The sequence below is a fragment of the Microbacterium sp. KRD172 genome (assembly GCF_017168295.1).
GTDB classification, from domain to species: Bacteria; Actinomycetota; Actinomycetes; order Actinomycetales; family Microbacteriaceae; genus Microbacterium; species Microbacterium profundi.
Map to the genome: position 1 here is coordinate 706,094 of NZ_JABFAS010000002.1, position 22,489 is coordinate 728,582.

Annotated in this window: 20 protein-coding genes and 1 pseudogene; 9 read left to right on the top strand and 12 right to left on the bottom strand. The window is 67.5% G+C overall.

Features of this window, described 5'->3' with window-relative positions; genetic code table 11:
- The 5 genes from J1M43_RS03670 to J1M43_RS03690 are packed head-to-tail and all read left to right on the top strand — an operon-like array spanning position 1 to position 4,764.
- Complete coding sequence (locus tag J1M43_RS03670; protein WP_206475867.1) at positions 1-768, top strand: 6-phosphogluconolactonase; 768 nt, start codon at positions 1-3, stop codon at positions 766-768.
- The gene (locus J1M43_RS03675; protein WP_206475869.1) at positions 768-2,213 is read left to right on the top strand and encodes a tagaturonate epimerase family protein; all 1,446 of its coding nucleotides are present in this window, start codon (positions 768-770) and stop codon (positions 2,211-2,213) included. Before J1M43_RS03670 ends, J1M43_RS03675 begins: the two co-directional genes overlap by 1 nt.
- Positions 2,210-2,977 carry an SDR family oxidoreductase gene (locus J1M43_RS03680; RefSeq protein ID WP_206475871.1) on the top strand — a complete coding sequence of 256 codons (768 nt, stop codon included), beginning with the start codon at positions 2,210-2,212 and terminating at the stop codon, positions 2,975-2,977. The genes J1M43_RS03675 and J1M43_RS03680 overlap by 4 nt, the downstream gene beginning before the upstream one ends.
- A gap of 30 nt (positions 2,978-3,007) precedes the next feature.
- Positions 3,008-4,246 (top strand): D-mannonate dehydratase ManD, encoded by a 1,239-nt coding sequence (manD, locus tag J1M43_RS03685; protein WP_206475873.1) that lies wholly within the window; start codon positions 3,008-3,010, stop codon positions 4,244-4,246.
- Positions 4,243-4,764, top strand: a complete 522-nt coding sequence (locus tag J1M43_RS03690; protein WP_307823227.1) for a gluconokinase — start codon at positions 4,243-4,245, stop codon at positions 4,762-4,764. The genes manD and J1M43_RS03690 overlap by 4 nt, the downstream gene beginning before the upstream one ends.
- Here the strand turns inward: J1M43_RS03690 and J1M43_RS03695 are convergent.
- From J1M43_RS03695 to J1M43_RS03710, 4 genes are all read right to left on the bottom strand, one after another.
- Positions 4,751-6,223, bottom strand: coding sequence for a carboxylesterase family protein (locus J1M43_RS03695; protein ID WP_307823229.1), 1,473 nt, complete (start codon positions 6,221-6,223; stop codon positions 4,751-4,753). The genes J1M43_RS03690 and J1M43_RS03695 overlap by 14 nt on opposite strands.
- Before the next feature lie 73 nt (positions 6,224-6,296).
- Complete coding sequence (locus J1M43_RS03700; protein WP_206475752.1) at positions 6,297-6,470, bottom strand: hypothetical protein; 174 nt, start codon at positions 6,468-6,470, stop codon at positions 6,297-6,299.
- 106 nt (positions 6,471-6,576) lie between these two features.
- On the bottom strand, positions 6,577-7,554 hold the full coding sequence (gene galE, locus J1M43_RS03705; RefSeq protein WP_206475877.1) for a UDP-glucose 4-epimerase GalE: 978 nt from the start codon (positions 7,552-7,554) through the stop codon (positions 6,577-6,579).
- 23 nt (positions 7,555-7,577) lie between these two features.
- A complete protein-coding gene (locus J1M43_RS03710) occupies positions 7,578-8,945 on the bottom strand; it encodes an 8-oxoguanine deaminase (protein ID WP_206475879.1) in 1,368 nt (455 codons plus the stop codon).
- A 224-nt stretch (positions 8,946-9,169) separates the two neighbouring features.
- On the opposite strand from J1M43_RS03710, the gene J1M43_RS03715 reads away from it, so the two are divergent.
- Entirely contained in the window at positions 9,170-10,735 is a 1,566-nt protein-coding gene (locus J1M43_RS03715) for a nucleobase:cation symporter-2 family protein (RefSeq protein ID WP_033105928.1), read from the top strand.
- Between the two features lie 114 nt (positions 10,736-10,849).
- On the opposite strand, the gene galK is transcribed toward J1M43_RS03715, so the two are convergent.
- Positions 10,850-12,046: a galactokinase gene (galK, locus tag J1M43_RS03720; RefSeq protein WP_206475881.1), complete on the bottom strand. Its 1,197-nt coding sequence runs from the start codon at positions 12,044-12,046 to the stop codon at positions 10,850-10,852.
- Complete coding sequence (galT, locus tag J1M43_RS03725; RefSeq protein WP_241245315.1) at positions 12,043-13,134, bottom strand: galactose-1-phosphate uridylyltransferase; 1,092 nt, start codon at positions 13,132-13,134, stop codon at positions 12,043-12,045. The genes galK and galT overlap by 4 nt, the downstream gene beginning before the upstream one ends.
- Positions 13,135-13,401: 267 nt before the next feature.
- Between galT and J1M43_RS03730 the strand changes: the two genes are divergently transcribed.
- The gene (locus J1M43_RS03730) at positions 13,402-14,397 is read left to right on the top strand and encodes a LacI family DNA-binding transcriptional regulator (protein WP_033106543.1); all 996 of its coding nucleotides are present in this window, start codon (positions 13,402-13,404) and stop codon (positions 14,395-14,397) included.
- 26 nt (positions 14,398-14,423) lie between these two features.
- On the opposite strand, the gene J1M43_RS17150 is transcribed toward J1M43_RS03730, so the two are convergent.
- The 3 genes from J1M43_RS17150 to pgm form a co-directional block, all read right to left on the bottom strand.
- Positions 14,424-14,726, bottom strand: coding sequence for a hypothetical protein (locus J1M43_RS17150; RefSeq protein WP_374058527.1), 303 nt, complete (start codon positions 14,724-14,726; stop codon positions 14,424-14,426).
- Entirely contained in the window at positions 14,717-15,007 is a 291-nt protein-coding gene (locus tag J1M43_RS16655; protein WP_241245184.1) for a hypothetical protein, read from the bottom strand. Before J1M43_RS16655 ends, J1M43_RS17150 begins: the two co-directional genes overlap by 10 nt.
- A 356-nt stretch (positions 15,008-15,363) precedes the next feature.
- A complete protein-coding gene (pgm, locus tag J1M43_RS03745) occupies positions 15,364-17,025 on the bottom strand; it encodes a phosphoglucomutase (alpha-D-glucose-1,6-bisphosphate-dependent) (protein WP_206475887.1) in 1,662 nt (553 codons plus the stop codon).
- 74 nt (positions 17,026-17,099) lie between these two features.
- Between pgm and pheA the strand changes: the two genes are divergently transcribed.
- Complete coding sequence (gene pheA, locus J1M43_RS03750; protein WP_033105933.1) at positions 17,100-18,050, top strand: prephenate dehydratase; 951 nt, start codon at positions 17,100-17,102, stop codon at positions 18,048-18,050.
- Between the two features lie 145 nt (positions 18,051-18,195).
- Here the strand turns inward: pheA and J1M43_RS03755 are convergent, their stop codons facing one another.
- Both J1M43_RS03755 and J1M43_RS03760 read right to left on the bottom strand, forming a co-directional pair.
- A complete protein-coding gene (locus J1M43_RS03755) occupies positions 18,196-18,423 on the bottom strand; it encodes a methyltransferase (protein WP_235272352.1) in 228 nt (75 codons plus the stop codon).
- Positions 18,424-18,512: 89 nt separating this feature from the next.
- Positions 18,513-19,568 (bottom strand): LLM class flavin-dependent oxidoreductase, encoded by a 1,056-nt coding sequence (locus tag J1M43_RS03760; RefSeq protein WP_033105934.1) that lies wholly within the window; start codon positions 19,566-19,568, stop codon positions 18,513-18,515.
- 73 nt (positions 19,569-19,641) lie between these two features.
- Between J1M43_RS03760 and J1M43_RS03765 the strand changes: the two genes are divergently transcribed.
- Complete coding sequence (locus J1M43_RS03765) at positions 19,642-21,408, top strand: sodium:proton antiporter (RefSeq protein ID WP_206475889.1); 1,767 nt, start codon at positions 19,642-19,644, stop codon at positions 21,406-21,408.
- 99 nt (positions 21,409-21,507) lie between these two features.
- On the opposite strand, the pseudogene J1M43_RS03770 reads toward J1M43_RS03765, so the two are convergent.
- Positions 21,508-22,431: pseudogene (locus J1M43_RS03770) on the bottom strand (dicarboxylate/amino acid:cation symporter); the annotation flags it as partial.
- Positions 22,432-22,489: the final 58 nt, after the last annotated feature.

The window sequence follows — 22,489 nt, forward strand, 5'->3', positions numbered from 1 at the left end:
ATGCAAAATCGGACCTATGGCGACCTCGCCGTTACCGTTCTGGACGACAACGCCGCACTTGGTCAGCACGCTGCTGCAACCTTCGCCGAGCTCGTTCATGCTGAGCTGAGCGAGCGCGACGAGATCTCCGTCATCCTCGCCACCGGAAACTCGCAGCTGAGCTTCATCAAGGCCGTCGCCGAACGCGATGACATCGATTGGTCGCGCATCACCGTCCTGCACATGGACGAGTACATCGGTATGGCGGAGGACCATTCGGCGAGCTTCCGGCTGTGGATGCAGCAGAACGTCGTCGAGACCGTGCGCCCGAAGGTGTTCCACGGTGTCCGCGGCGACCACGAGCCGGTCGAGCAGGAGGTCGAGCGCTACGAACAACTGCTCCTCGATCTCGATCCGGTGATCTGCGTGATGGGAATCGGTGAGAACGGTCACCTGGCCTTCAACGACCCGCCCGCAGACTTCCACGCCACTCAACTCGTGCACATCGTGGCGATGGATGAGGTCTCGCGCCGCCAACAGGTCGGAGAAGGGCACTTCCCCTCGCTCGCAGAAACACCGACCCACGCGATCTCGCTGTCGATTCCCGCACTGCTCAAGCCGGCGCACGTGCTGGTGCTGACGCCGGAAGCGCGAAAGGCCGCGGCCGTCAAGCGGGCACTGGAGGGCGACATCTCGCCGGAGAGCCCCGCATCGATTCTGCGCACGCAGCCGCATGCGCAGCTCTTCCTGGACAGTGAGTCTGCCGCCGAGCTCTCCGTGAGGGTGTAATGACACTCCACTCGGAGCGACTGTCCGCCGACATCGACATCGACGTCGTCGGCGGACAGCGCGTGCTCGTGCTGCGTGCGACCGACCTCGACGCGTTCGAGGGATTCGAAGGCCGACGCTTCGATGCTGCCGACAACAGGATCATCGAGGGTCCGCTGAGCGAGACGAACGCTGCGGCGCTGCGCAGAGAGTTCACGCATCTGCAACCGCGTCCGCTCGGCACCGGAACATCGGCGGGCGTGGGAGACCGGCTCGGTCTGGCGACTCCCGGCCAGGCCGCGGCGTTCGCACGCCACGGACGCGGTGTGACTCCCGTGTTCGCGCAGCAGTCCATCCGTGAGATGGACAGGCTGGGGCGCTCCCCGCGCGCCGTCCTCGATGATGCGACCTTCGGCTGCGTCATCGCGGGATGGACGGGCCGAGTAGGCGCCGATCTCGACCACATCCGCGATGTCGCGGACATCGATCGTGGAATCGATGCGGGATTCACGACTTTCACGCTCGACCCGGGCGATGGGGTGCGCAACGTCGCATCCTCTGCGGTGGAGGCGGCTGTGACGGCCACGAACTGGAGCGTGCTCGAGGACGACATCGAAGCAGTCCTGCGCCGGTACGCCGGCGTCACCGTCGGACTCGACACCGGATCGTTCACTCCGAGTGAGCAAGAAGTGAAGCGGGCAGTGGCCAAGTACGGTGATGCCGTTGCTCTCACCGCGCAGATGAGCAGGCACCTCGCGAGCCGCAATCCGAACGCGTACGAGATCGAGGTCGCAGTCGATGAGACCGCGGTCGAGACAACGCTGTTCGAGCACCACTACCTCGCAACCGAACTCGCGCGCCTGGGCGTGAGGTGGGTGAGCATGGCTCCGCGATACTCCGATGGCTTCGAGAAGGGGCTCGACTTCATCGGTGACAAGCCGACGCTGATCGAGAACTTCGCAGGACATCACGCCGTCGCGCAGCTTCACGGCGGCTACAAGATCAGCATGCACACCGGGTCCGACAAGTTCAGCGTCTATCCGCAGCTCGTGGAGGCCACCGCTGGACGCATCCACCTCAAGACCTCCGGAACGAGCTGGTTGACTGCGCTCGCCGTCATCGCACGGCGCGAGCCTGCGCTCCTGCGTGAGATCTACCGCCTCAGCCTGGAGAGCTACGTCGACGCACGGGCGAGCTACCAGGTGTCCGCGGACGCCGAACGCGCCCCGCGACTGGATGCCGTCAGCGATGGCGAGCTCGAGGAGATCGTCTCGCTGCCAGATTCTCGACAGATCCTGCACGTCGGGTACGGCGCCGTGCTCACGGCGACGGACGACGCAGGACATCGCCGGATGGATGCCGACATCCGCGAAGTGCTCCTCACGCACCGTGACGAGTACGCATTGCGGCTGGAATCGCATATCGGACGACACCTGACAGCGTTCAGCGAAGGGGCCGTGTCATGATCGCCACGATGCTCGATCTGACGGGTAAACGCGCGGTGGTGATCGGTGGCACGGGGGTTCTCGGAGGACAGTTCTGCCGGACGCTCGCGGCGGCCGGTGCCGAGGTGTTGGTGCTCGGCCGCGACTCGCTTCGGGGGGAGCGCGTGGTCGAGGACATCGTCACCGCGGGAGGACGAGCGCAGCATTTCAGCGTCGATATCGCCGAGCGAGCTTCGTTGGAGGCTGTTCGCGACGCGATCAGCGATGGCGGACTGGATGTGCTCGTCAACGCGGCGGGCGTCAACAGCACCACAGCGTTCACGGACATCGACGATGAAGAGTGGTTCCGACTTCAGGACATCAACCTCGCGGCGGTGTTCCGCGCATGCCAGATCTTCTCGCCGCTGATGGTCGAGCGCGAGAACGCCGCATCGATCATCAACATCTCGTCGGCCTCTTCGGGCCCTCCGCTGAGCAGGGTGCTCACCTACGGAGTCGCGAAAGCCGGGGTGAACAACCTGACGCAGTATCTTGCACGTGAACTGGCCGAGAAGCACATCCGCGTCAATGCGCTGGTACCGGGGTTCTTCCCCGCCGAACAGAATCGTGCCGTCCTGACCGAGGAGCGTGTCTCAAGCATCCTCGGTCACACCCCGATGAATCGACTGGGCGACCCAGGCGACCTCGACGGCGCGCTGCTCTGGCTCGCGTCGTCGCGAGCCTCCGCCTTTGTGACCGGAGCGCTGATCCCGGTCGACGGCGGTTTCAGCGCCATGACGATCTGATCGCCACGACCTGCGAACGAAAGAGGAACCATGATCATCGACAAGGCCGAAGTCATCGTCACGAGCCCGGGGCGGAACTTCGTCACGCTGAAACTCACGACGGCCGACGGGCTCACCGGGCTCGGGGATGCGACGGTGAACGGGCGAGAGCTCGCGGTCGTCACCTACCTGACCGAGCACGTCGTGCCACTGTTGATCGGATCGGATGCGTCGCGCATCGAAGACACCTGGCAGTTCCTGTACCGGAGCGCATACTGGCGTCGTGGACCGATCACTATGGCAGCGATCGCGGCCGTCGACATGGCGCTGTGGGACATCAAGGGCAAGGCTGCCGGAATGCCCGTTTACCAGCTGCTCGGTGGCGCATCGCGCAAGGGGCTGATGGCATACGGGCACGCGTCGGGCAAGGAGCTTCCCGAGCTGTTCGACTCGATTCGCGCTCATCAGGAACAGGGTTACAAGGCCATCCGCGTGCAGACCGGTGTTCCGACGCTGAAGGCGATCTACGGCATCGCCGCGCAGGGCGCCGATGTCGGCGACGCCACGGTGCGGTATGACCACGAGCCGGCCCGACGCGGTGCCAAGCCAGTGGAGGAGGACTGGGACACCCGCGCGTACCTGAATCACCTGCCCGGTGTGTTCGAGGCCGTGCGCAATGAGTTCGGCCCCGACATTCCGCTGCTGCATGACGGTCACCATCGGATGACGCCGATCCAGGCCGCGCGCTTGGGCAAGGACCTCGAACCGTACGACCTGTTCTGGCTCGAGGACTGCACGCCGGCCGAGAACCAGGAGGCTCTTCGTCTGGTGCGCCAGCACACCACCACTCCTCTCGCGATCGGCGAGATCTTCAACACAGTCTGGGACTTCAAGGACATCATCCGTGACCAGCTCATCGACTACGTCCGTGGTGCCGTCACCCACATGGGTGGTATCTCAGCGCTGAAGAAGACGCTCGACTACGCCGCGATGTACCAGATCAAGTCGGGCATGCACGGGCCGACCGACATCTCACCGGTCGGCATGGCCGCCGCCATGCACCTCGGTCTCAGCATCCACAATTTCGGCATTCAGGAGTACATGCAGCATTCCGAGGCGACGAACCGGGTCTTCCAGCAATCTTTCACATGGACCGACGGATACCTGCACCCCGGCGACGAGCCGGGCCTCGGTGTGGAACTCGATGTCGATGAGGCGGGCAAGTACCCCTACGAGCAGGCCTACTTGCCGTACAACCGACTGCTCGACGGAACGGTCCACGACTGGTGAGCGACTGCTCTCCGCTGATCTGCGTGATGGGGGTGTCGGCGGTAGGGAAGTCCACCGTCGGCGCCGCCCTCGCCGAGTCGCTGCGCGTGCCCTTCGTCGATGCAGACAGTCTGCATTCTGACGCCAACAGAGCGAAGATGAGTTCTGGCATCGCTCTCACCGATGAGGACCGCTGGCCGTGGCTCGACGCGGTCGGCGAAAGCTTCGCTACGGCCGCGGACACGGGCCTCACTATGGCGTGCAGTGCGTTGCGTCGGGCCTATCGCGACCGCATCCGATCGATCGCCCCCGGCGTGCTGTTCGTGCACCTGGTCGGATCGCGGGAGCTGCTGATCTCGCGTGCCGAGGCCCGCACCGACCATTTCATGCCCGCATCGCTCCTGGATTCTCAGTGGGGAACGCTCGAGATGCTCGATGCAGACGAGGCGGGCTTCGAAGCAGACGTCGGGCACGAGCCCGCCGCGGTGGTTCGGGAGATCATCGAGCAGCTGCGCGTGTCAGGCGCTACCCGGGGATGAGCGCGAGGACGCTGTCGTAAGCACCCTCCGCGATCTCGGATCCGTCGCCGCCGAACACCCGGGCGATGCCGGGGTCGGTCGACCAGGCCGGCCACCCCGGATCTCCATCCGTGATGAACTGCACGGCCGCGCCATGCATCTCGTCCGCCAGCGACTGCGGCGGATTCGCCCCGGCGAGATTCGTGACCTTTTCCCTGTCGAGCCCATCGAACCAGAACGGCACGTCGAGGCAGTGGCAGGCCCAGCCTTTCGTCGGCGACACCCACGAGAATCGGTACGCCCAGGTGGCGGCATCCGCCCCTCGGCGCGCTTCGGCGACCCGCGGAACGAGCACCCGGAACACGTGATCGCTGATGAAGCGGCCGGCGACGGCCGCTGCGCCCTTCTTGCGCTGAGCGGCATTCGCTGCAAGGTACTCGCGCCGGATCTTGCGGTTGCGCAAGAACGGCAGAAGCACCACGCCCGCGGGGATGTAGCGGGCCTTGGCCGCTTCTTTCACGGCGACCATCGTGAACTCGTCATCAGCGGATCCGAGCAGCAGCGGCTTGTCGGCACCGATGCCGGCGGCCAGGGAATCCACTGTCGGGAGTGCGAGCAGTTCGCCGTCGATCATGGGGCCCCATGGCAGGCCGCTCGTGATCAGATCGAGCACCATGCCGATGCCCTTGCGCGGCGTTGCGGCCTTCGGCTGCAGCTGCCGGACTCGGCGCTCGGTGAGACTCCGGAAACCCTCAACGTCTGCCGTGACGCCACCGAGCTCGGCAATGCGCTCGGCGCGTGCACGGGCGGTGGGCAGCGGCACATCGGCGACGGCGCCTGAGAGCGAGATCGCCTGATGGAAGAGGTGCTGCGTCTGCGGCATCCCGAGCAGCGTCAGCACGGCGCCGCCGCCGGCGGACTGTCCGCCGATCGTGACGCGCGAGGGGTCGCCGCCGAAGGAGGCGATGTTCTGCTGCACCCACTCGAGGGCGGCGATCCAGTCGCGGACCCCGCGGTTCGCCGGCGCCCCCTCGATGTACCCGAAGCCATCGAAACCGAGCCGGTACGAGATCGTCACGGTGACGACGCCGTCGCGATTGAACCGCGCGCCGTCGTACCAGGGGCTCGCGGGCGATCCCTCGGTGTATCCGCCGCCGTGGATCCAGACGAGCACCGGCAGCGAGCCGCCGAGCGCGGGCGTGAACACGTTTACGTTGAGCGTGCTCGTGCCCGGAACCGCGGGTTCGGGAATGAGATTGTCGACGCCCGAGATGCGCAGTGCGGTCGCGCCGTAGGCGGTGGCCTCCAGCGGTTCGGTCCACGGTTCCGGCGGCGTGGGGGCTTCGAAACGCAGGTCGCCGACGGGCGGTTTCGCGAACGGGATGCCGAGAAAAGCAGCGGATGCGTCGGGGCTGCCCTCGTCGCGCCAGAAGCCTCGCACCGGTCCGGAAGCGGTCTCGACGAGGGGGGTCTCGGTCACGCGGTGTCTCCTTCGATCGCGAGCGCGCATTTCGCAGAAACGCGCGTTCCGAGCGATGTCAAGCTGTGTGGAGTCACGCGGCCTTGTTTTGTGGTTTCTCGTTGGGCAGGTTGATCCCGACCGTGCCAGCGGGTGTGGGTGTGCTCGGGCGGGCGCGGAAGCGTTCCGGGTGCGCGTGCGGCTGCACCTGATACTCGTGCACGATCTCACGGATCTCCGTGGCCGTGAACCCTGGACTGACAGTCATCACCCTGACTCCCTACTGATCATGAACGACTCACAACCAGCTTGACAAAGAGGGTTCTTCGCACGAATCTACTGAATTGCTGCGAAGGAAGTGCACATCTGCGAGCTCAGTCGGCGTTGCGGCGGGCGTCCCAGCCCGTGCGCACCATCTCGTCGACCGAGTAGCGCATCTTCCAATCCAGGTCGCGGGCGGCGAGCTCGCCTGTCGCCACGATGCGGTCTGGGTCGCCGGCACGGCGAGGGCCGATCTCGGGCGTGAAGTCGATGCCGGTGACGCGCACGACGGCATCCATGATCTGCTTCACGCTCAACCCGTCGCCGGAGCCGAGGTTGTACGCCGGTTCGATGCTCTCGCCGGACGCCAGGCGTTTGGCTGCCGCGACGTGCGCGGCCGCGATGTCGCCGACGTGCACGTAGTCGCGCACGTTCGTGCCGTCTTCCGTGGCGTAGTCGTCGCCGTTGATGCGGGGAGTCTTGTCGGCGAGCAGCGCTTCGAACACGATCGGGAAGAGGTTGTGGGGGCTGACGTCGTAGACGGTCGGGTCGGCGGATCCGACGACGTTGAAGTAGCGCAGCGAGGTGTGCCGCAGCGGACGCTCGGACTCGGCCGTCGCGATCGCCTGGTCACGCAGCATCCACTCGCCGATCAGTTTGGACTCACCGTAAGGGCTCGCCGGCTTCTTCGCGGTCTCCTCGACGACCAGTGGCACGTCGGGGGTGCCGAAGACAGCAGCGGAAGAGGAGAAGACGATGTTGCTGACGCCCGCGGCTTCCATCGCCAGGAGGATCACGCGCGTGCCCTCGACGTTCTGGGCGTACGTGTGCAGCGGTCGCTGCACCGAGACCCCGGCGTACTTGAAGCCCGCGACGTGGATGACGCCCTCGGCGTGGTGGTCGCGGAGCGCCTTCTCGACCAGGTCGCGATCGAGGATGCTGCCCTGCACGAACGGCACGCCCTCCGGCACGAACGAAGCGACCCCGCTGGACAGGTCATCCAGCACGACCGGGGCGAGCCCGGCATCCGCGAGTGCACGCACGACGTGCGCTCCGATGTAGCCGGCTCCGCCGGTGACGATCCAGGACATGTGGCTCCTTCTCCTCGAAGCTCTCATTCTTTCAGGCCGGAGACCAGGGTGCGGGCCGCCCGGGAATGCTCGGCGATCAGAGACTCCACGTCGAGGCACACCACCTCGCCGTCGCGCACGCGCCACTCGCCGCCCACCATGACCCGGTCGGCGCGCTCGGCGCCGCACAGCACGAGTGCTGCGATCGGATCGTGAGAGCCGGAGAACGCGAGGCCGTCGAGCCGGAACATCGCGAGGTCGGCCTGCATCCCCACCGCGATGCGGCCGATGTCGGTGCGGCCGAGAGCGGCGGCCGATCCGACGGTCGCCCAGTCGAGCACGCGGGCGCTCGTGACCTGCTCGGTGCCGTATCGCAATCGCTGCAGGTACAGCGCCTGGCGCACCTCGCGGATCATGTTGGAGGCGTCGTTGGACGCGGAGCCGTCGACCCCGAGCCCGACAGGCACCCCGGCATCCTCGAGCTCCACGACTCGGGCGATGCCGCTGGCCAGGCGCATGTTCGAGGTGGGGCAGTGCGCCACCGAGGTGCCCGCCGCGCCGAGTGCCGCGATCTCGTCGTCGTTGAAGTGCACGCCGTGCGCGAGCCAGGTGCGATTCGACAGCCAGCCCACCGAGTCCAGATATTCGACCGTTCGCATGCCGAAGCGGTCTCGGCAGAACTGCTCCTCGTCCAGGGTCTCGGCGAGGTGAGTGTGCAGCCGCACATCGAGACGTTCCGCGAGCGCCGCGGAGTTCGCCATCAGCGAGGTCGTCACCGAGAACGGCGAGCACGGGGCGAGGCCGATCTGCACCTTCGCGCCCTCGCCTCGCTCGTGGTAGCGCTTCACCAGCCGCTCCGAATCCGCGAGGATCACGTCCGGATCCTGCACCGTGCGCTGCGGAGGGAGTCCGCCGTCGTCCTCGCCGAGCGACATGGAGCCGCGGGTGAGCATCGCGCGCATGCCGAGTCGGCGTGTGACGTCGACCTGGATGTCGATCGCGTCGTCCATGCCGGTGGGGAAGAGGTAGTGGTGATCGGCTGCGGTCGTGCAGCCGGACTGCAGCAGCTCCGCCATCGCCACGGTCGTCGCGAGCTCGAGGGCACGTGGGGTGAGCTGTGCCCACACGGGGTACAGGTTGACGAGCCAGCCGAACAGCGGCAGGTCGGCGACCGGCGCCCAGGCTCTGGTGAGCGTCTGGTAGAAGTGGTGATGCGTGTTGATGAGGCCGGGCGTGATCACATGCGCGCCGGCATCGAAGACCTCGTCGGCCTGCGGTCGCACATCGTGGGCGACCAACTCGACGATCGTGCCGAGCGTCGTGTCCACGACGATGCCGCGCGCAGCGGCTGCGGGATCAGCATCCGATCCCAGGTGAATCGCGAGCGGATCGCGGAGCCAGATACGTGTCATGGTGTCGCCTACTCTCTGGCGACGCAGGGCTGGGGCTCGGGCCGCCAGCTCAGGTTTCTCGGCGTCTGCTGTTCCGCCGGCCGGCTCGTGGAGGGCCAGCGCTCGTACGCTAGCACGCGGGGTCATTCGGTGCTAGCATCGCCGCTATCGCAGTTGCGGAAATCGGATTCCACGATTCGGAAACAACCGCGAATCCATGACAGACAACCTCAACGGAGAGATCAATGTCGAGAACGCCCAGAATCCGCCGACCCGAAGACGAGAGGCTCCGCCTCGGTCCCACTTTCGCCTACGGACTGCAGCATGTGCTGACGATGTATGGCGGGATCATCGCTGTGCCGCTCATCATCGGCAACGCCGCCGGCCTCGCCCCGGCAGAGATCGGCCTGCTCATCGCATCGTGCCTGTTCATCGGCGGACTCGCCACGATCCTGCAGTCGTGGGGTGTTCCGTTCTTCGGATCGCAGCTGCCGCTCGTGCAGGGCGTCTCGTTCTCGGGCGTCGCGACCATGACCGCGATCCTCGCCGCGGGCGAGGGACTGCCCGGTGTGTTCGGCGCCGTGATCGCGGCATCCGTCGCCGGACTGATCGTCGCGCCGTTCTTCGCGATGATCGTCCGATTCTTCCCACCCGTCGTGACCGGCACCGTGATCACGACGATCGGGCTCACGCTGATGCCGGTCGCGGCGAGCTGGGCGATGGGCGGCACGTCGCCCGAGGATCCGATGTGGGGCAGTCTGCAGAACATCGGCCTGGCGATGGGAACCCTGCTCGTCGTGCTCGTGCTGAGCAAGGTCGCGTCTCCCACGGTCTCGCGCCTCGCGATCCTCATCTCGATCGTGCTCGGCACTGTGTTCGCCGGGATCGTCGGCTGGGCCGACTTCTCGAACATCGCAGACGGCGGCATCGTGGCTCTGCCACAGCCCTTCGCGTTCGGGTTGCCCACGTTCGGAGTCGCCAGCATCATCTCGATGTTCATCGTGATCATCGTCACGATGACCGAGACCACGGCAGACATCATCGCAGTCGGTGAGATCGTCGGCACGAAGGTCGATTCCAAGCGCATCGCCAACGGCTTGCGCGCCGACATGATCTCGTCCGCCGTCGCCCCGGTCTTCAACTCGTTCACGCAGTCGGCGTTCGCGCAGAACGTCGGACTCGTCGCGATCACCGGAGTGAAGTCCCGGTTCGTCGTGAGCGCAGGCGGCGTGATCCTCGTCGTGCTCGGGCTGCTGCCGATCGTCGGCGGGCTGGTGGCTGCCGTGCCGCCGCCCGTGCTCGGCGGTGCGGGCATCGTGCTGTTCGGATCGGTCGCGGCCGCCGGCGTGCGGACGCTCGCGAAGGTGAACTACGAGGGCAACATGAACATGGTGATCGTCGCCGTCTCACTGGGTTTCGGCGTGATCCCCGTGGTCATGCCCGGCTTCTACGACGCCCTGCCGAGCTGGGTGGGCATCATCCTGCACTCCGGCATCTCTTCCGCGGCAATCATGGCGGTGCTGCTGAACCTGCTCTTCAACCATCTCGGCGGGAAGTCGGCCGAGCGTTCGGCGTTCATCCCTGGGACCGGACGGGTCATCCGCGAGGAGGACCTCGCCCGCCTCATCGCGAACGAGACCCTCTTCGACGGCGACACGATCAAGGACGGCAAGATCCTGGATGCTGACGGCGAAGAGGTCCCCGTCGTCACTGCCTCGCAGGAAGTGGTGATCACCGACGGGATCAAGACGGGGAAGATCCGCAGCCGGAACGACATCCGACGAGCTCTGGCCGAGGCCGACGCCGAGTAGGCCGCTCGTCGCTTCTCACGCGCGTCTATTTCTGCCGAATGTACGGTCTCGAGAGCCCGGAACGTACGCAAGGCAGAAATAGACGGGCTGGTGGCACGGCGCAGGACCGGTGGGTCAGGCGTCGCGGCGGGCCCCGGCGGAGGGCGTCACCGTGAAGAGGTGCGGAGGCGTGAAACCGGATGCCGCGAAGGCGGCGGTCACAGCATCCGACACCGTCTGCACGGCAGCCTGCTCGATCAGAGCGATCGCTGCACCGCCGAAGCCGCCGCCGGTCATGCGAGCACCGATGGCACCAGCAGACAGTGCCGCCTCGACCGCCGTGTCGAGTTCCGCGACCGAGATCTCGAAGTCGTCGCGCATCGAAGCGTGCGATGCGACGAGCAGATCGCCGATCGCCCTGGCACCGCTCTCGCGCAGCGTCTTGACCGTATCGAGCACCCTCTGGTTCTCGGTCACGATGTGGCGCACCCGGCGGAAGGTCACATCGTCCATGAGCTCCTCGGCGCGGGCGAGGTCGCCCATCGACACGTCTCGGAGCGACGGCACGCCCATGATCGCGGCACCGCGCTCGCACGACGCGCGCCGCTCGCGGTAGCCACCCGTCGCGTGCGAGTGCTGCACGCGGGTGTCCATGATGAGGATTGCGAGTCGCGCCTCGGCGATGCCGACCGGCACGAGGTTCGTGTCGAGCGTGCGGCAGTCGAGGAAGATCGCCGCGTCGGGCTCGCCGAGCATGGATGCCATCTGGTCCATGATCCCGGTGGGAGCCCCGACGGCCTCGTTCTCGGCGCGGCGGCCGATGCGTGCGAGTGCGGTGCGGTCGAGCCCGGCGTTCCAGAGATCGTTCAGGGCGGATGCTGTCGCCCCCTCGATCGCGGCCGACGAGGAGAGTCCAGCGCCCACAGGAACATCGGATGCGATCGCGATGTCGACGCCACAGCCCGCAGCCCCTGGGTCTGTCGAAGGGTCCGCGGGCTGCAGCGCCCAGGCCACGCCCAGCGGGTAGGCCGCCCATTCGGCGACCGCCGGCGTGGCGCCCGTCGGGGTCGGGAACAAACCCGCCAGTTCGTCGAGCGCGACCTCGACCGGTGCGTCATCGGCGAACGTCGAGGCGACGCGGATGCGCCCGTCGTCGCGCATGCCGACCGCGGCATATGTACGGTGCGGAATCGCGAACGGCAGGACGAAGCCGTCGTTGTAGTCGGTGTGCTCGCCGATCAGGTTGACGCGGCCGGGCGCCGACCAGACGCCGGCGGGAGCGTGCCCGGTGAGCTGCTCGAACAGGGCGCTGGCGTCGTCCGGAGCGGTCATGCGCCGGCTTCCTCTGCGCGTGCGATGGCCTCACGGATCCGTGCGGCGGACTGCTCCGGCGGGATCTCGGCGGTCCACGCCCACATGGCGGCCTCGGAGCCGGCGAGGAACTTCAGCTTGTCAGCGCCGCGCCGCGGGCTCGTGAGCTCCAGGTGCAGCCGCACCGAGTCGCGTCCCACGTTCACGGGAGCTTGATGCCACGCGGCGATGTACGGCGTCGGCGTGTCGTAGAGCGCGTCGATGCCGCGCAGCAGTCGCAGGTAGAGCGGCGCGAGCTCGTCGCGTTCGGCCTCCGTGGTCTCGGCGAAGTCGGCGACGTGACGGTTCGGCAGGAGGTGCACCTCGACGGGCCATCGGGCGGCGAACGGCACGAAGGCCGTCCAGTGCTCGCCCTGGAGCACGATCCGCTCAGATGCCTGCTCGAACTCGAGGATCCGCTGGAACAGGTCGGGTGCCGTGCGGTCGATGCTCTCCAGCAACCGCTGGGTGCGCGGCGTGATGTACGGGTAGGAGTAGATCTGACCGTGCGGATGCGGCAGTGTGACGCCGATCGCCTCCCCGCGGTTCTCGAACGGGAAGATCTGCTGGATTCCCGGCAGCTGCGACAGTGCCGCAGTACGGTCGGCCCAGGCTTCGATCACCGTGCGGGCGCGAGTGGCGGACTGAGTGCCGAAGGACCCTGCGTGGTCGGGGCTGAAGCACACGACCTCGCAGCGGCCGACCGAGGTGCGGGTGCGGCCGAGGCCGAGCGCCTTGAGGTCGTCGAGCCCGCGCGGGGGATTGCTCGCGCGGGGCGCGGCGCCCAGGGCCTCGGCGAGAGCGGGGCCGAACGCGGGGGAGCGGTTCTCGAACACGGCGACGTCGTAGAGCGACGGAACCTCTGAGGGGTTCGTCGGCGTCTGCGGTGCGAGCGGGTCGGCGTCGGCGCTGGGCATCATGACGCGGTTCTGGCGGTTCGCGGCGACTGTGATCCAGTCTCCCGTGAGCACGTCGAGGCGCATCGTCGCGGTGTCCGGGCGCGGGTCGAGGGTGCGGGCATCGACGGCGCGGTCGGTGCCCAAGACCGTGCCCGGGTCGTCGTAGTACATCAGGTCGCGGCCGTCGGCCAGCGTGGTGGAGCGTTTGATGACGCCGGCGGTGAGCTCGGTCGCGCGCAACTCCGGAGATTCTTCGATGTTCACGTAAACACGGTACCTTCCCCGCGGTGGTAACGTCAACATGCAGGAGTTGTGCACCGGGGTGCCAGGAGGGGCGTGCAGATGGACGAGTGGGATGAGCTGAATCGCCTCGCGAAAGCCGGCGCGCGCGCGTCTGGTCGTGCGTCGTCGGGGCGCGTGTCTTCCGGGCGCGTGTCGATGGCCAGTGTCGCAGGTCGCGCCGGCGTCTCGGGTCAGACTGTGTCCAGAGTCGTCAACGGCAGTCCACGTGTCGACCCCGCAACGCGGATCCGCGTCGAGAACGCGATGACAGAACTCGGCTATCGCCCGCATCGGGCTGCCAGGGCGCTGCGCACCGGCCGCACCCAGACGATCGGCCTGGTGGTGACGACTCTCGCCACCGTAGGCAATTCGCGGATGCTGCAGGCCACAGCTGAAGCGGCGGAAGAGCGTGGCTACGCGCTGCTGCTCGTCACGGCGGGTGACACTGTCGCCGAAGCCTTCGAACGCTTGCATGATCAGGGCGTCGACGGCGCGATCGTGCTGAACGAGGCGTCGGCGCTCACCCGGGCCGACGATCGGCCCGAGGGCCTTCGTCTCGTCGCCGTCGACGCGCCGGCCGCATCCGGATTCCGCGTGGTGCACAGCGACCACGCCGGCGGCGCGGCAGCGGCGACGGGCAGGCTCCTGGCACTCGGACACGAGAACGTCTGGCATCTGGCCGGCCCCGAGGACTCGTTCGCCGCCGCGGAGCGCGAGCGCGGCTGGCGCGAGACGCTGCGCGCGGCAGGGATCACGCCGAAGTCGGTCGAACGGGGCGACTGGTCGGCCGAGTCCGGCCACGCTGCGGCCGGCGCTCTGACGCAGGCGACGGCTGTCTTCAGCGCGAACGATCAGATGGCACTCGGCCTCGTCCGCGGGTTCGAGGAGCGGGGGCGCGCCGTGCCTGATCAGGTCAGCGTGATCGGATTCGACGACGTGCCCGATGCGGCGAACTACCGCCCGCCTTTGACGACTGTTCGCCAAGACTTCAGGGCGCTCGCCGTCGCTGCCGTAGATGCGTTGGTCGCGGAGATCGAAGGCACTGGAATCGACGGTGCCGGGACCGAAGGCGCCGGTATCGCACTCGACGGCGATGCCCAGAGAATCGTCCCCACGAGCCTGATCGAGCGGAGCAGCACCAATCGGGCGTGATCCGGGCGGAACGGGGTCGATGAGCCTCAGCTCGCGGTGCCGAGCAGGGCCACGACTTCGGCATCCGTAAGTCGCCCGTCGGCGACGGCGCCGCGGAACGAGAGCGTCACGCTCGAACCGTTCGACGTGTGAGGCGGAGGGGAACCGCCAGGCGAGCCGCCGTAACCGCCGCCGACGCGCCCGTGCGTGCCCGGACTGCCGAGCTCGACCGGCTCGTCGAGCGCGCGCAGGGTCGTGCGGGTGCCGAAGGTCCACGCGCGCGGGTCGTCCGACGGAAGCAGCTGCCACGACGTGTCTTCTATGAGCAGCGTCGCACCAGTCAGAGCGATCCAGTTCGCGGTGGCGGTGAAGCGGTTGTCGGCGTGACTGCAGAGCCGTCGTCGCGAACCGCCACGATGCGCACATCGACGGCCAGATCTTCGGTGCCCCCGACGGGGGAGGTCTGGACGAAGGGCGCGTGCACTTCGCTGAACAGTGCACCGGCACGCGCGGTGCGCTCGACCCAATGCGCGATGCCGTCGACCGTGACGCGATCATCGAATTTCGTGATCGCCGCATCCGGGATACGGATGGGATCGGGCGCCCTGCGCACGGCTTCGAGCACTTCCATGTATGCGCCGGTGCCGACTCCGCCATCGTTGACTGAGGTGGCGGGGCGAGGGCGATTTCGTCTCGCTCCGCTCGCTCAATCCGTTTCGTCTCGCTCCGCTCGCTCAACGTCCCGCGGGGCTGCCCTCGCTCAACGTCCCGCGGGGCTGCGTTCGCTCAACGTCCCGCGGGCTGCGTTCGCTCAACGTCCTGCGGGGCTGTGCTCGTCCAACGTCCCGCGGGGTTGCGTTCACTCAACGTCCCGCGGGGCTGTGCTCGTCCAACGTCCCGCGGAACGTGCGGGGCGTTGAGCGACGAGCGCAGCGAGGAGACGAAACGGGCTGAGCGAGCGGAGCGAGTCGAAGCCGCGACCAGCGCTCAGGCGCCGAGCGCCGCTGACACCACCGCGCGGGCCTCTTCCTGCACCTGGGCGAGATGCTCGGCGCCGCGCAGGCTCTCGGCGTACAGCTTGTAGACGTCCTCCGTGCCTGAGGGGCGCGCGGCGAACCACGCGTGCTCGGTCTGCACCTTGAGGCCGCCGATCGCGGCGCCGTTGCCGGGCGCGTGCGACAGTTTCGCGGTGATCTTCTCACCCGCCAGGGTCGTGGCCGTCACGGCATCCGGTGCGAGCTTTCCGAGCGTCGCCTTCTGCTCCGGCGTTGCGGGGGCGTCGACCCGCTGATACGCGGATGCTCCGAAGGCCTGCTCCAGTTCGGCATAGCGCTCCGACGGGCTCTTGCCGGTGACCGCGATGATCTCGGCGGCGAGCAGGCAGAGCAGGATGCCGTCTTTGTCGGTCGACCACACGCTCCCGTCGCGGCGCAGGAACGATGCGCCGGCCGATTCCTCCCCGCCGAACGCGACGGTGCCGTCGAGCAGTCCTGGGACGAACCACTTGAATCCGACGGGCACCTCCAGCAGGCGTCGCCCCAGCGACTCGGCGACGCGGTCGATGATCATCGACGAGACCAGGGTCTTGCCGATCGCGGCATCCCGTGGCCACTCCGCGCGGTGCGAGAACAAGTAGTCGATCGCAACAGCGAGGTAGTGGTTGGGGTTCATGAGGCCGGCATCAGGGGTGACGATGCCGTGCCGGTCGGCGTCGGCGTCGTTACCGGTGAGCACATCGAAATTCCCGCGCTTCGCGACCAGGGATGCCATCGCGTTGGGGGACGACGGATCCATCCGGATCTTCTCGTCCCAGTCCAGCGTCATGGAGCGCCAGGTCGGGTCGACCTCGGGATTGACGACCGTGAGGTCGAGGCCATGCAGTTCCTTGATCAACTGCCAGTACTCGACGGATGCCCCGCCCAGCGGGTCGGCGCCGATCCGAACGCCCGCGTTCTTGATCGCGTCGATGTCGATGATCGTCGGCAGATCGCGCACGTAGGCGTCTCGGAAGTCGTAGTTCGGGAGCGAGTCCCAGTCGATGTCGGCGAAGCTCTTGCTCTTCACCTCGGCCAGACCGCCCTCGATCAGCGCGTTCGCCCTGTCGGCGATCCAGCCGGTCGCGTCGGTGTCGGCTGGCCCTCCGTGCGGCGGGTTGTACTTGAAGCCGCCGTCGCGCGGCGGATTGTGCGACGGCGTCACGACGATGCCGTCGGCCCGGCCCGCAGCATCCGCAGCCGATCCCTGAGCCTGTCGAAGGGCTCGGTTGTACGTGAGGATGGCGTGGCTGAGTGCGGGGGTGGGCACGTACGAATCGCGGGAGTCGACACGCAGGTCGACGTCGTTGGCGATCAGCACCTCGATCGCGCTGCGCTCCGCCGGCAGTGACAGCGCATGCGTGTCGCGGCCGAGGAACAGCGGGCCGGTGATCCCCTGCGAACGGCGGTAGTCGACGATCGCCTGGGTGGTGGCGAGGATGTGCTGCTCGTTGAAGCTCTTCGACAGCGATGAGCCGCGATGCCCGCTGGTGCCGAACACCACACGCTGTGCGGGAACCGACGGATCAGGCACGCGGTCGTAGTACGCGGCGATCAGTTCGTCGACATCGATGAGGTCACTTTCCTCCGCGGGGAGGCCGGCACGGCTCGTCATGAGTTCAGTCTGCCCCGATCTCGCTCTGCGCGCATCATCGCCACCCGGTTCTCACAGCCGATGGAAGGGCTAGGGTGAAACGCGTGACTGAACGGCGCACCTACAGCTACCTCGGACCAGCGGGAACCTTCACGGAAGCAGCACTCGACCAGGTGGCGGAGGCGTGGGGGCAAGAGCGACGGCCCGTGCTCAACGTCGGCGAGGCGCTCGCCGACGTGCTCGAGGGGCGCAGCTATGCGGCGATGATCGCGATCGAGAACTCCATCGAGGGCGGCGTCTCCACCACTCAGGATGCCCTCGCGACGCTGCCGGGGCTTCGCATCGTCGGCGAATACCTGGTGAAGGTGAACTTCGTGCTCGTCGCAGCGCCGGGCACGAAGCTCGAAGATGTGACCTCGATCGCCGCGCATCCGGTGGCCTACGCGCAGTGTCACGGATGGCTCGGCGAGCACCTGCCGCGGCACTCCCACGTCCCCGCCGCCAGCAACGTGGCATCCGCGATCGGCGTGCTCGACGGCACGCTGCCGGCCCAGGCGGCGATCGCCCCTCCAGGGATCGCCGAGCACTACGACGTCGACGTGCTCGCCTCGGAGATCGGCGACAACACCTCCGCCGTCACGCGCTTCGTGCTCGTCACTCGCACGGCCACGCCGCCGATGCCCACCGGTGCCGACAAGACGTCTCTGATCGTCGAGCTGCCCAATGACCGCCCTGGCTCCCTGCTCGAGATGCTCGAGCAGTTCTCGACCCGCGGCATCAACCTGTCGCTGATCGAGTCGCGCCCGATCGGTGACGAGCTCGGTCGATACCGGTTCGTGCTCGACGCCGACGGTCACGTGCACGACGAGCGGATGGCGGATGCCCTGCTCGGCATCCGCCGCTTCAGCCCGCGCGTCGTGTTCCTCGGGTCGTACCCTCGTGCCGATCGGCAGATCGTGCACTATCCCGACCGCTACGCCGACGACGTGTTCGTCGAGGCGCGCGACTGGTTGCGCGACCTGCTCTCCGGTGCTCCGGAGGAGTGAGGGGCGGTCGCCGTTTCGTCTCGCTGCGCTCGCTCAACGACCCGCGGGGGAGGAGTGAGGGGCGGTCGCCGCTTCGACTCGCTGCGCTCGCTCAACGCGCTTCGACTCGCTGCGCTCGCTCAACGACCCGCAAGGGTGAGCGGGTTCAGTGCTCCTGGTAGCGCGGCCAACCGCTGCCCGGGATCATGTGCGAGTACAGCGCACCCTTCGCGACTTCGAGTGACGGGTAGGTGCCGGTCTCGGCATCCGCCCCGCTCATGACGACGACGTACCCGTCATCCGAATGGCGGATGCTACCGACAACCCCGTTCGTTCCGTATGCGACCCAGAGTCCTCGGGTCTTGCTGTTCACAGACGCAGTGGTGCTCATCATCGAACTCCCTTCCGACATGGCCGGCATCGCCGACACTGCCGACGGTACCCCCGGGCCGAGAATAAGGCCAGGCCCCGGCCGAGCCGCGACTACAGCGCCGCGGCGATCAGCTCGAGGGTCTGTGCGCGACCGGCGGCGGAATCCATCGCCTCGGCTTCGTACGCGCCCGCCACCGGCGAGAGCATGACTTCGTCGACGCCGTACTTCTCGCCGAACGCGCGCACCTCGGCTGCGACCGATTCTCCGGTGCCGACGAACCATCGCTCTCGGGCCGCCTGCACGATCTGCTCTGTGGTGGCATCCGCCTCGGCGATGCCTGCGGCGATCGCCTCTTCGACCGTCTCGAGTGCGGTGAGGGGCTTGTTCAGGCGCAGGCGCGACATCATGCGCAGCTGCGGCAGGGCACGTGCCTCGGCTTCTTCGGCCGTCGGTGATGCGACGGCGTTGACGGTGAGGAAGGTGCGTGGCTCGGGGTGCGCCTCGCTGGGCTGGTAGCCGGTGCGGTAGAGATCGAGCGCACGCTCGAGACCCTGGCCGGAGAAGTGGTTCGCGAAGACATACGGAAGGCCCTGGGATGCTGCGAGCTGGGCCGAGTAATCGCTCGAGCCCAGCAGCCAGACGACGGGCGCGCCGGTCGCCGCCGGTGTCGAATGCACGGTGTACTCGCCGCCGGAGGTGAACCGCACGGTCGCGCCCTCGCCCGAGAGCAGAAGGGAGATGTCCTGCACGTAGCGCGGGAACTGCTCGACGTCGCTGGTGGTGCCCGTCGTGCGCAGCAGCTGGGTGATCACCGGGTCGCTGCCGGGGGCACGACCGAGGCCGAGATCGATGCGACCGGGCGCGATGGCCTCGAGGGCGGCGAACTGCTCGGCGACGATCAGCGGCGCGTGGTTCGGGAGCATGACACCTCCGGAACCCAGCCGCATCCGCTCGGTGCGCGATGCTGCGGCGGCGATCAGCACGGGGGGAGTGGTGGATGCCACTGCCGGCATGTTGTGGTGCTCGGCGAACCAGTATCGACGGTAGCCGAGACGGTCGGCGATCTCGGCGAGAGAGAGGGAAGCGGCGATCGCCTCCGCGCTGGTCTGGCCGGTGCGAACCGGGACGAGGTCGAGGACGGAGAGGGCGGGGGCTGCAGAAGTCATCGTGGAGTGCAACCTCGGCCATCGCGCCGGCATTCCGTCTTGGCCCATTGTCAGCATCGCTAACATTCAGCACATGGACGCCGAGATCTTCTATGTGCTTGTCGGTGCAGTCATAGTGGCGGCGATCGCTCGTTGGCGCGGCTGGCCCGCACCTCTACTCGTCACGGTCGTCGCGCTCGCGGCATCCTTCCTGCCGTTCATACCGGAGATCACGATCGACGGGCACGTGCTGCTCAATCTCGTGCTGCCTCCGCTGTTGTACTCCGCGGCGCTGGATGTGTCGTTCGTCGGGTTCAAGCGCAGCCTTCCGCAGATTCGCAGGCTCGGGATCTGGCTGGTGCTGCTCACCGCGCTCGTTGCCGGCCTCGTCGCCTGGCTCATCTTCCCTGCGCTCACGCTTCCCGGGGCGCTGTTGCTCGGCGCGATCGTCGCGCCTCCGGATGCCGTGTCCGCTGCCGCCATCGGTCGGAAGCTCGGGCTGCCGCGGCGCGTCATGACGGTGCTCTCGGGGGAGAGCCTCATCAACGACGCCACTTCGCTGACGCTGTACCGGGTGTTCGCGGCGATCATCGCCGGTGCGACGCTCACGGTGTGGGACGGCATCTGGCAGTTCGTGCTCGCGGTCGTGATCGGCGTCGTCGTAGGCCTCGTGTTCGGCGTCCTGCTGCACCAGTTGCGCATGCGCGTCGCCGACCCCGTCGTTATCGGCACGTTCGGGCTGCTGGTGCCGTTCGGGGCGTATGCGATCGCCGAGCACCTCGGCGGATCGGGCGTGCTGGCCGTCGTCGCGATGGGGCTGTATGTCGGATACAACGCTCCTCGCACCGACTACACGACCAGGCAGCAGGAGGCGCCGCTGTGGCTGTCGGCGGATCTTCTGCTGGAGAGTTTCGTGTTCGCCTACATCGGGCTGCAGTTCCGGCGCGTGCTGGAGGATCTCGGCGATGAGTCGGTGGTGCGCATCCTGTGGCTCTCCGGCACCGTGCTGCTCGTCGTGCTGGCGGTGCGTCCGCTCTATATCTATCCGGCGCATGCGTTCGCGGTGTGGATGCAGCGACTGCGGCTGAAACGGTGGGAGAGAGCGGTGGCGTCGGGGGAGTGGACGCGCCGCGAGCGACTCGACGATGAGCGACGAGAACGGTTCGCCGCCAGGCATCCGGATCGGGCGGCGAGACCGCCACGCAGATCGCAGACGGCCGACGAGATCCGTGTCAGGCTGACCGAGCCAGCGCTGGACTGGAAGGACAACGCCGTCATCTCGTGGGCTGGCATGCGCGGCGTGGTGACCCTGGCGACGGCGCTGGCCGCAGCGGACATCGCCGCACTTCCCACCGGCCCGTCGCACGCGATCGTCATCGTGGCGTTCATCGTCACAGTCGGCACCCTGCTGCTGCAGGGGCTCACTCTGCCGTTGCTGATCCGCCGCCTGGGTGTGGCGAGCGACGTCGATCACGAGGCGGATGTGCGCGCGCTCGCCTCAGTGCGCGCGCGCAGCAAGGAGGCGGGCAAGGCGTTCCTCGCCGAGCAGCGCAAGGTGTGGGAGCAGAAGTACGGCGAGATCGATCTGCGCACGTTCGACGCCTTCGCGGATCGGATGACCAGAGTCGAGACCGACACCGATCAGGCGCAGGAGGCGGAAGAGGCGGCTGCTCGTCCCTCGACCGAAGATCTGGTGGCGCTGTCACGAGGCTGGTTGCAGGTGCGGCGCGAAGTGCTCCTGGCGGAGCGCGATGCGGGGAACATCGACGAAGAGGTCATGCGGGAGCTGATCACCGCGATGGATGCCGAGGAGTTGGCGCTGGACACGCGAGGGGCGATGCGGCTTCCGGGGCGGGCGTAGCCTGGCTTCCGTCCGCCGGACGACGAGACCGATTTTGCGGCACGAGACATACCGTGGGAACGGAAGTCACGTGCCGAAAACTCGGTCTCGCAGGGCGGGTCAGCGGGTGGTGGCGGGCTCGCCTTCCACAGCGTCCTCGTCCGCGGCATCCTCGTCCGCGGCATCCTCGTCAGAGTCGTCCGCGAACGGCAGGCCTTCGCGCGGAGCGTTGTAGAGCTCCTCGTCGAGGATGCCCTCGCGCTTGGCGACGATCGTCGGCACCAGGGCCCGGCCGGCGACGTTGACCGCCGTGCGTCCCATGTCGATGATCGGGTCGATCGCCAGCAGCAGGCCGACGCCCTCAAGCGGCAGGCCGAGAGTCGACAGCGTCAGCGTGAGCATGACGGTCGCTCCGGTGGTGCCTGCGGTGGCGGCCGAGCCCAGGACCGAGACGAGCACGATCAGCAGGTACTGGATGAAGTTCAGTTCGATGCCGAAGAACTGTGCGACGAAGATCGCGGAGATCGCGGGGTAGATGGCCGCGCAGCCGTCCATCTTCGTGGTCGAGCCGAAGGGGACGGCGAAGGACGCGTACGAGGCGGGAACTCCGAGGTTCCGCTCGGTGACGCGCTCGGTGAGCGGAAGCGTGCCGATCGAGGAGCGGCTGACGAATCCGAGCTGCACAGCGGGCCACACGCCGGTGAAGTACTGCTTGATCGAGAGGCCGTGGACCCTGACGAGGATCGGATAGACGACGAAGATCACCAGGGCGAGGCCGATGTAGACGGCGGCGGTGAACCACGCCAGCGAGGCGAGCTTCTCCCAGCCGTACTTGATCACGGCCGAGCCGATGAGTCCGAACGTGCCGAGCGGAGCGATGCGGATGATCCACCACACGACGCGTTGGATGACCTTGAGCAGCGACTCGGTGAAGGCGAGGAACGGCTCGGCCTTCTTGCCGGCCTTGAGCGCGGCGATGCCGACGACGGCGGCCACGACGATCACCTGAAGGATGTTGAAGCTGATGCTGGATTCGACGGTGCCCGCATCCGCGTCGAACTCGGAAGCGATCGCGGACGGCGTCATAAGTCAGTAGGAGCGC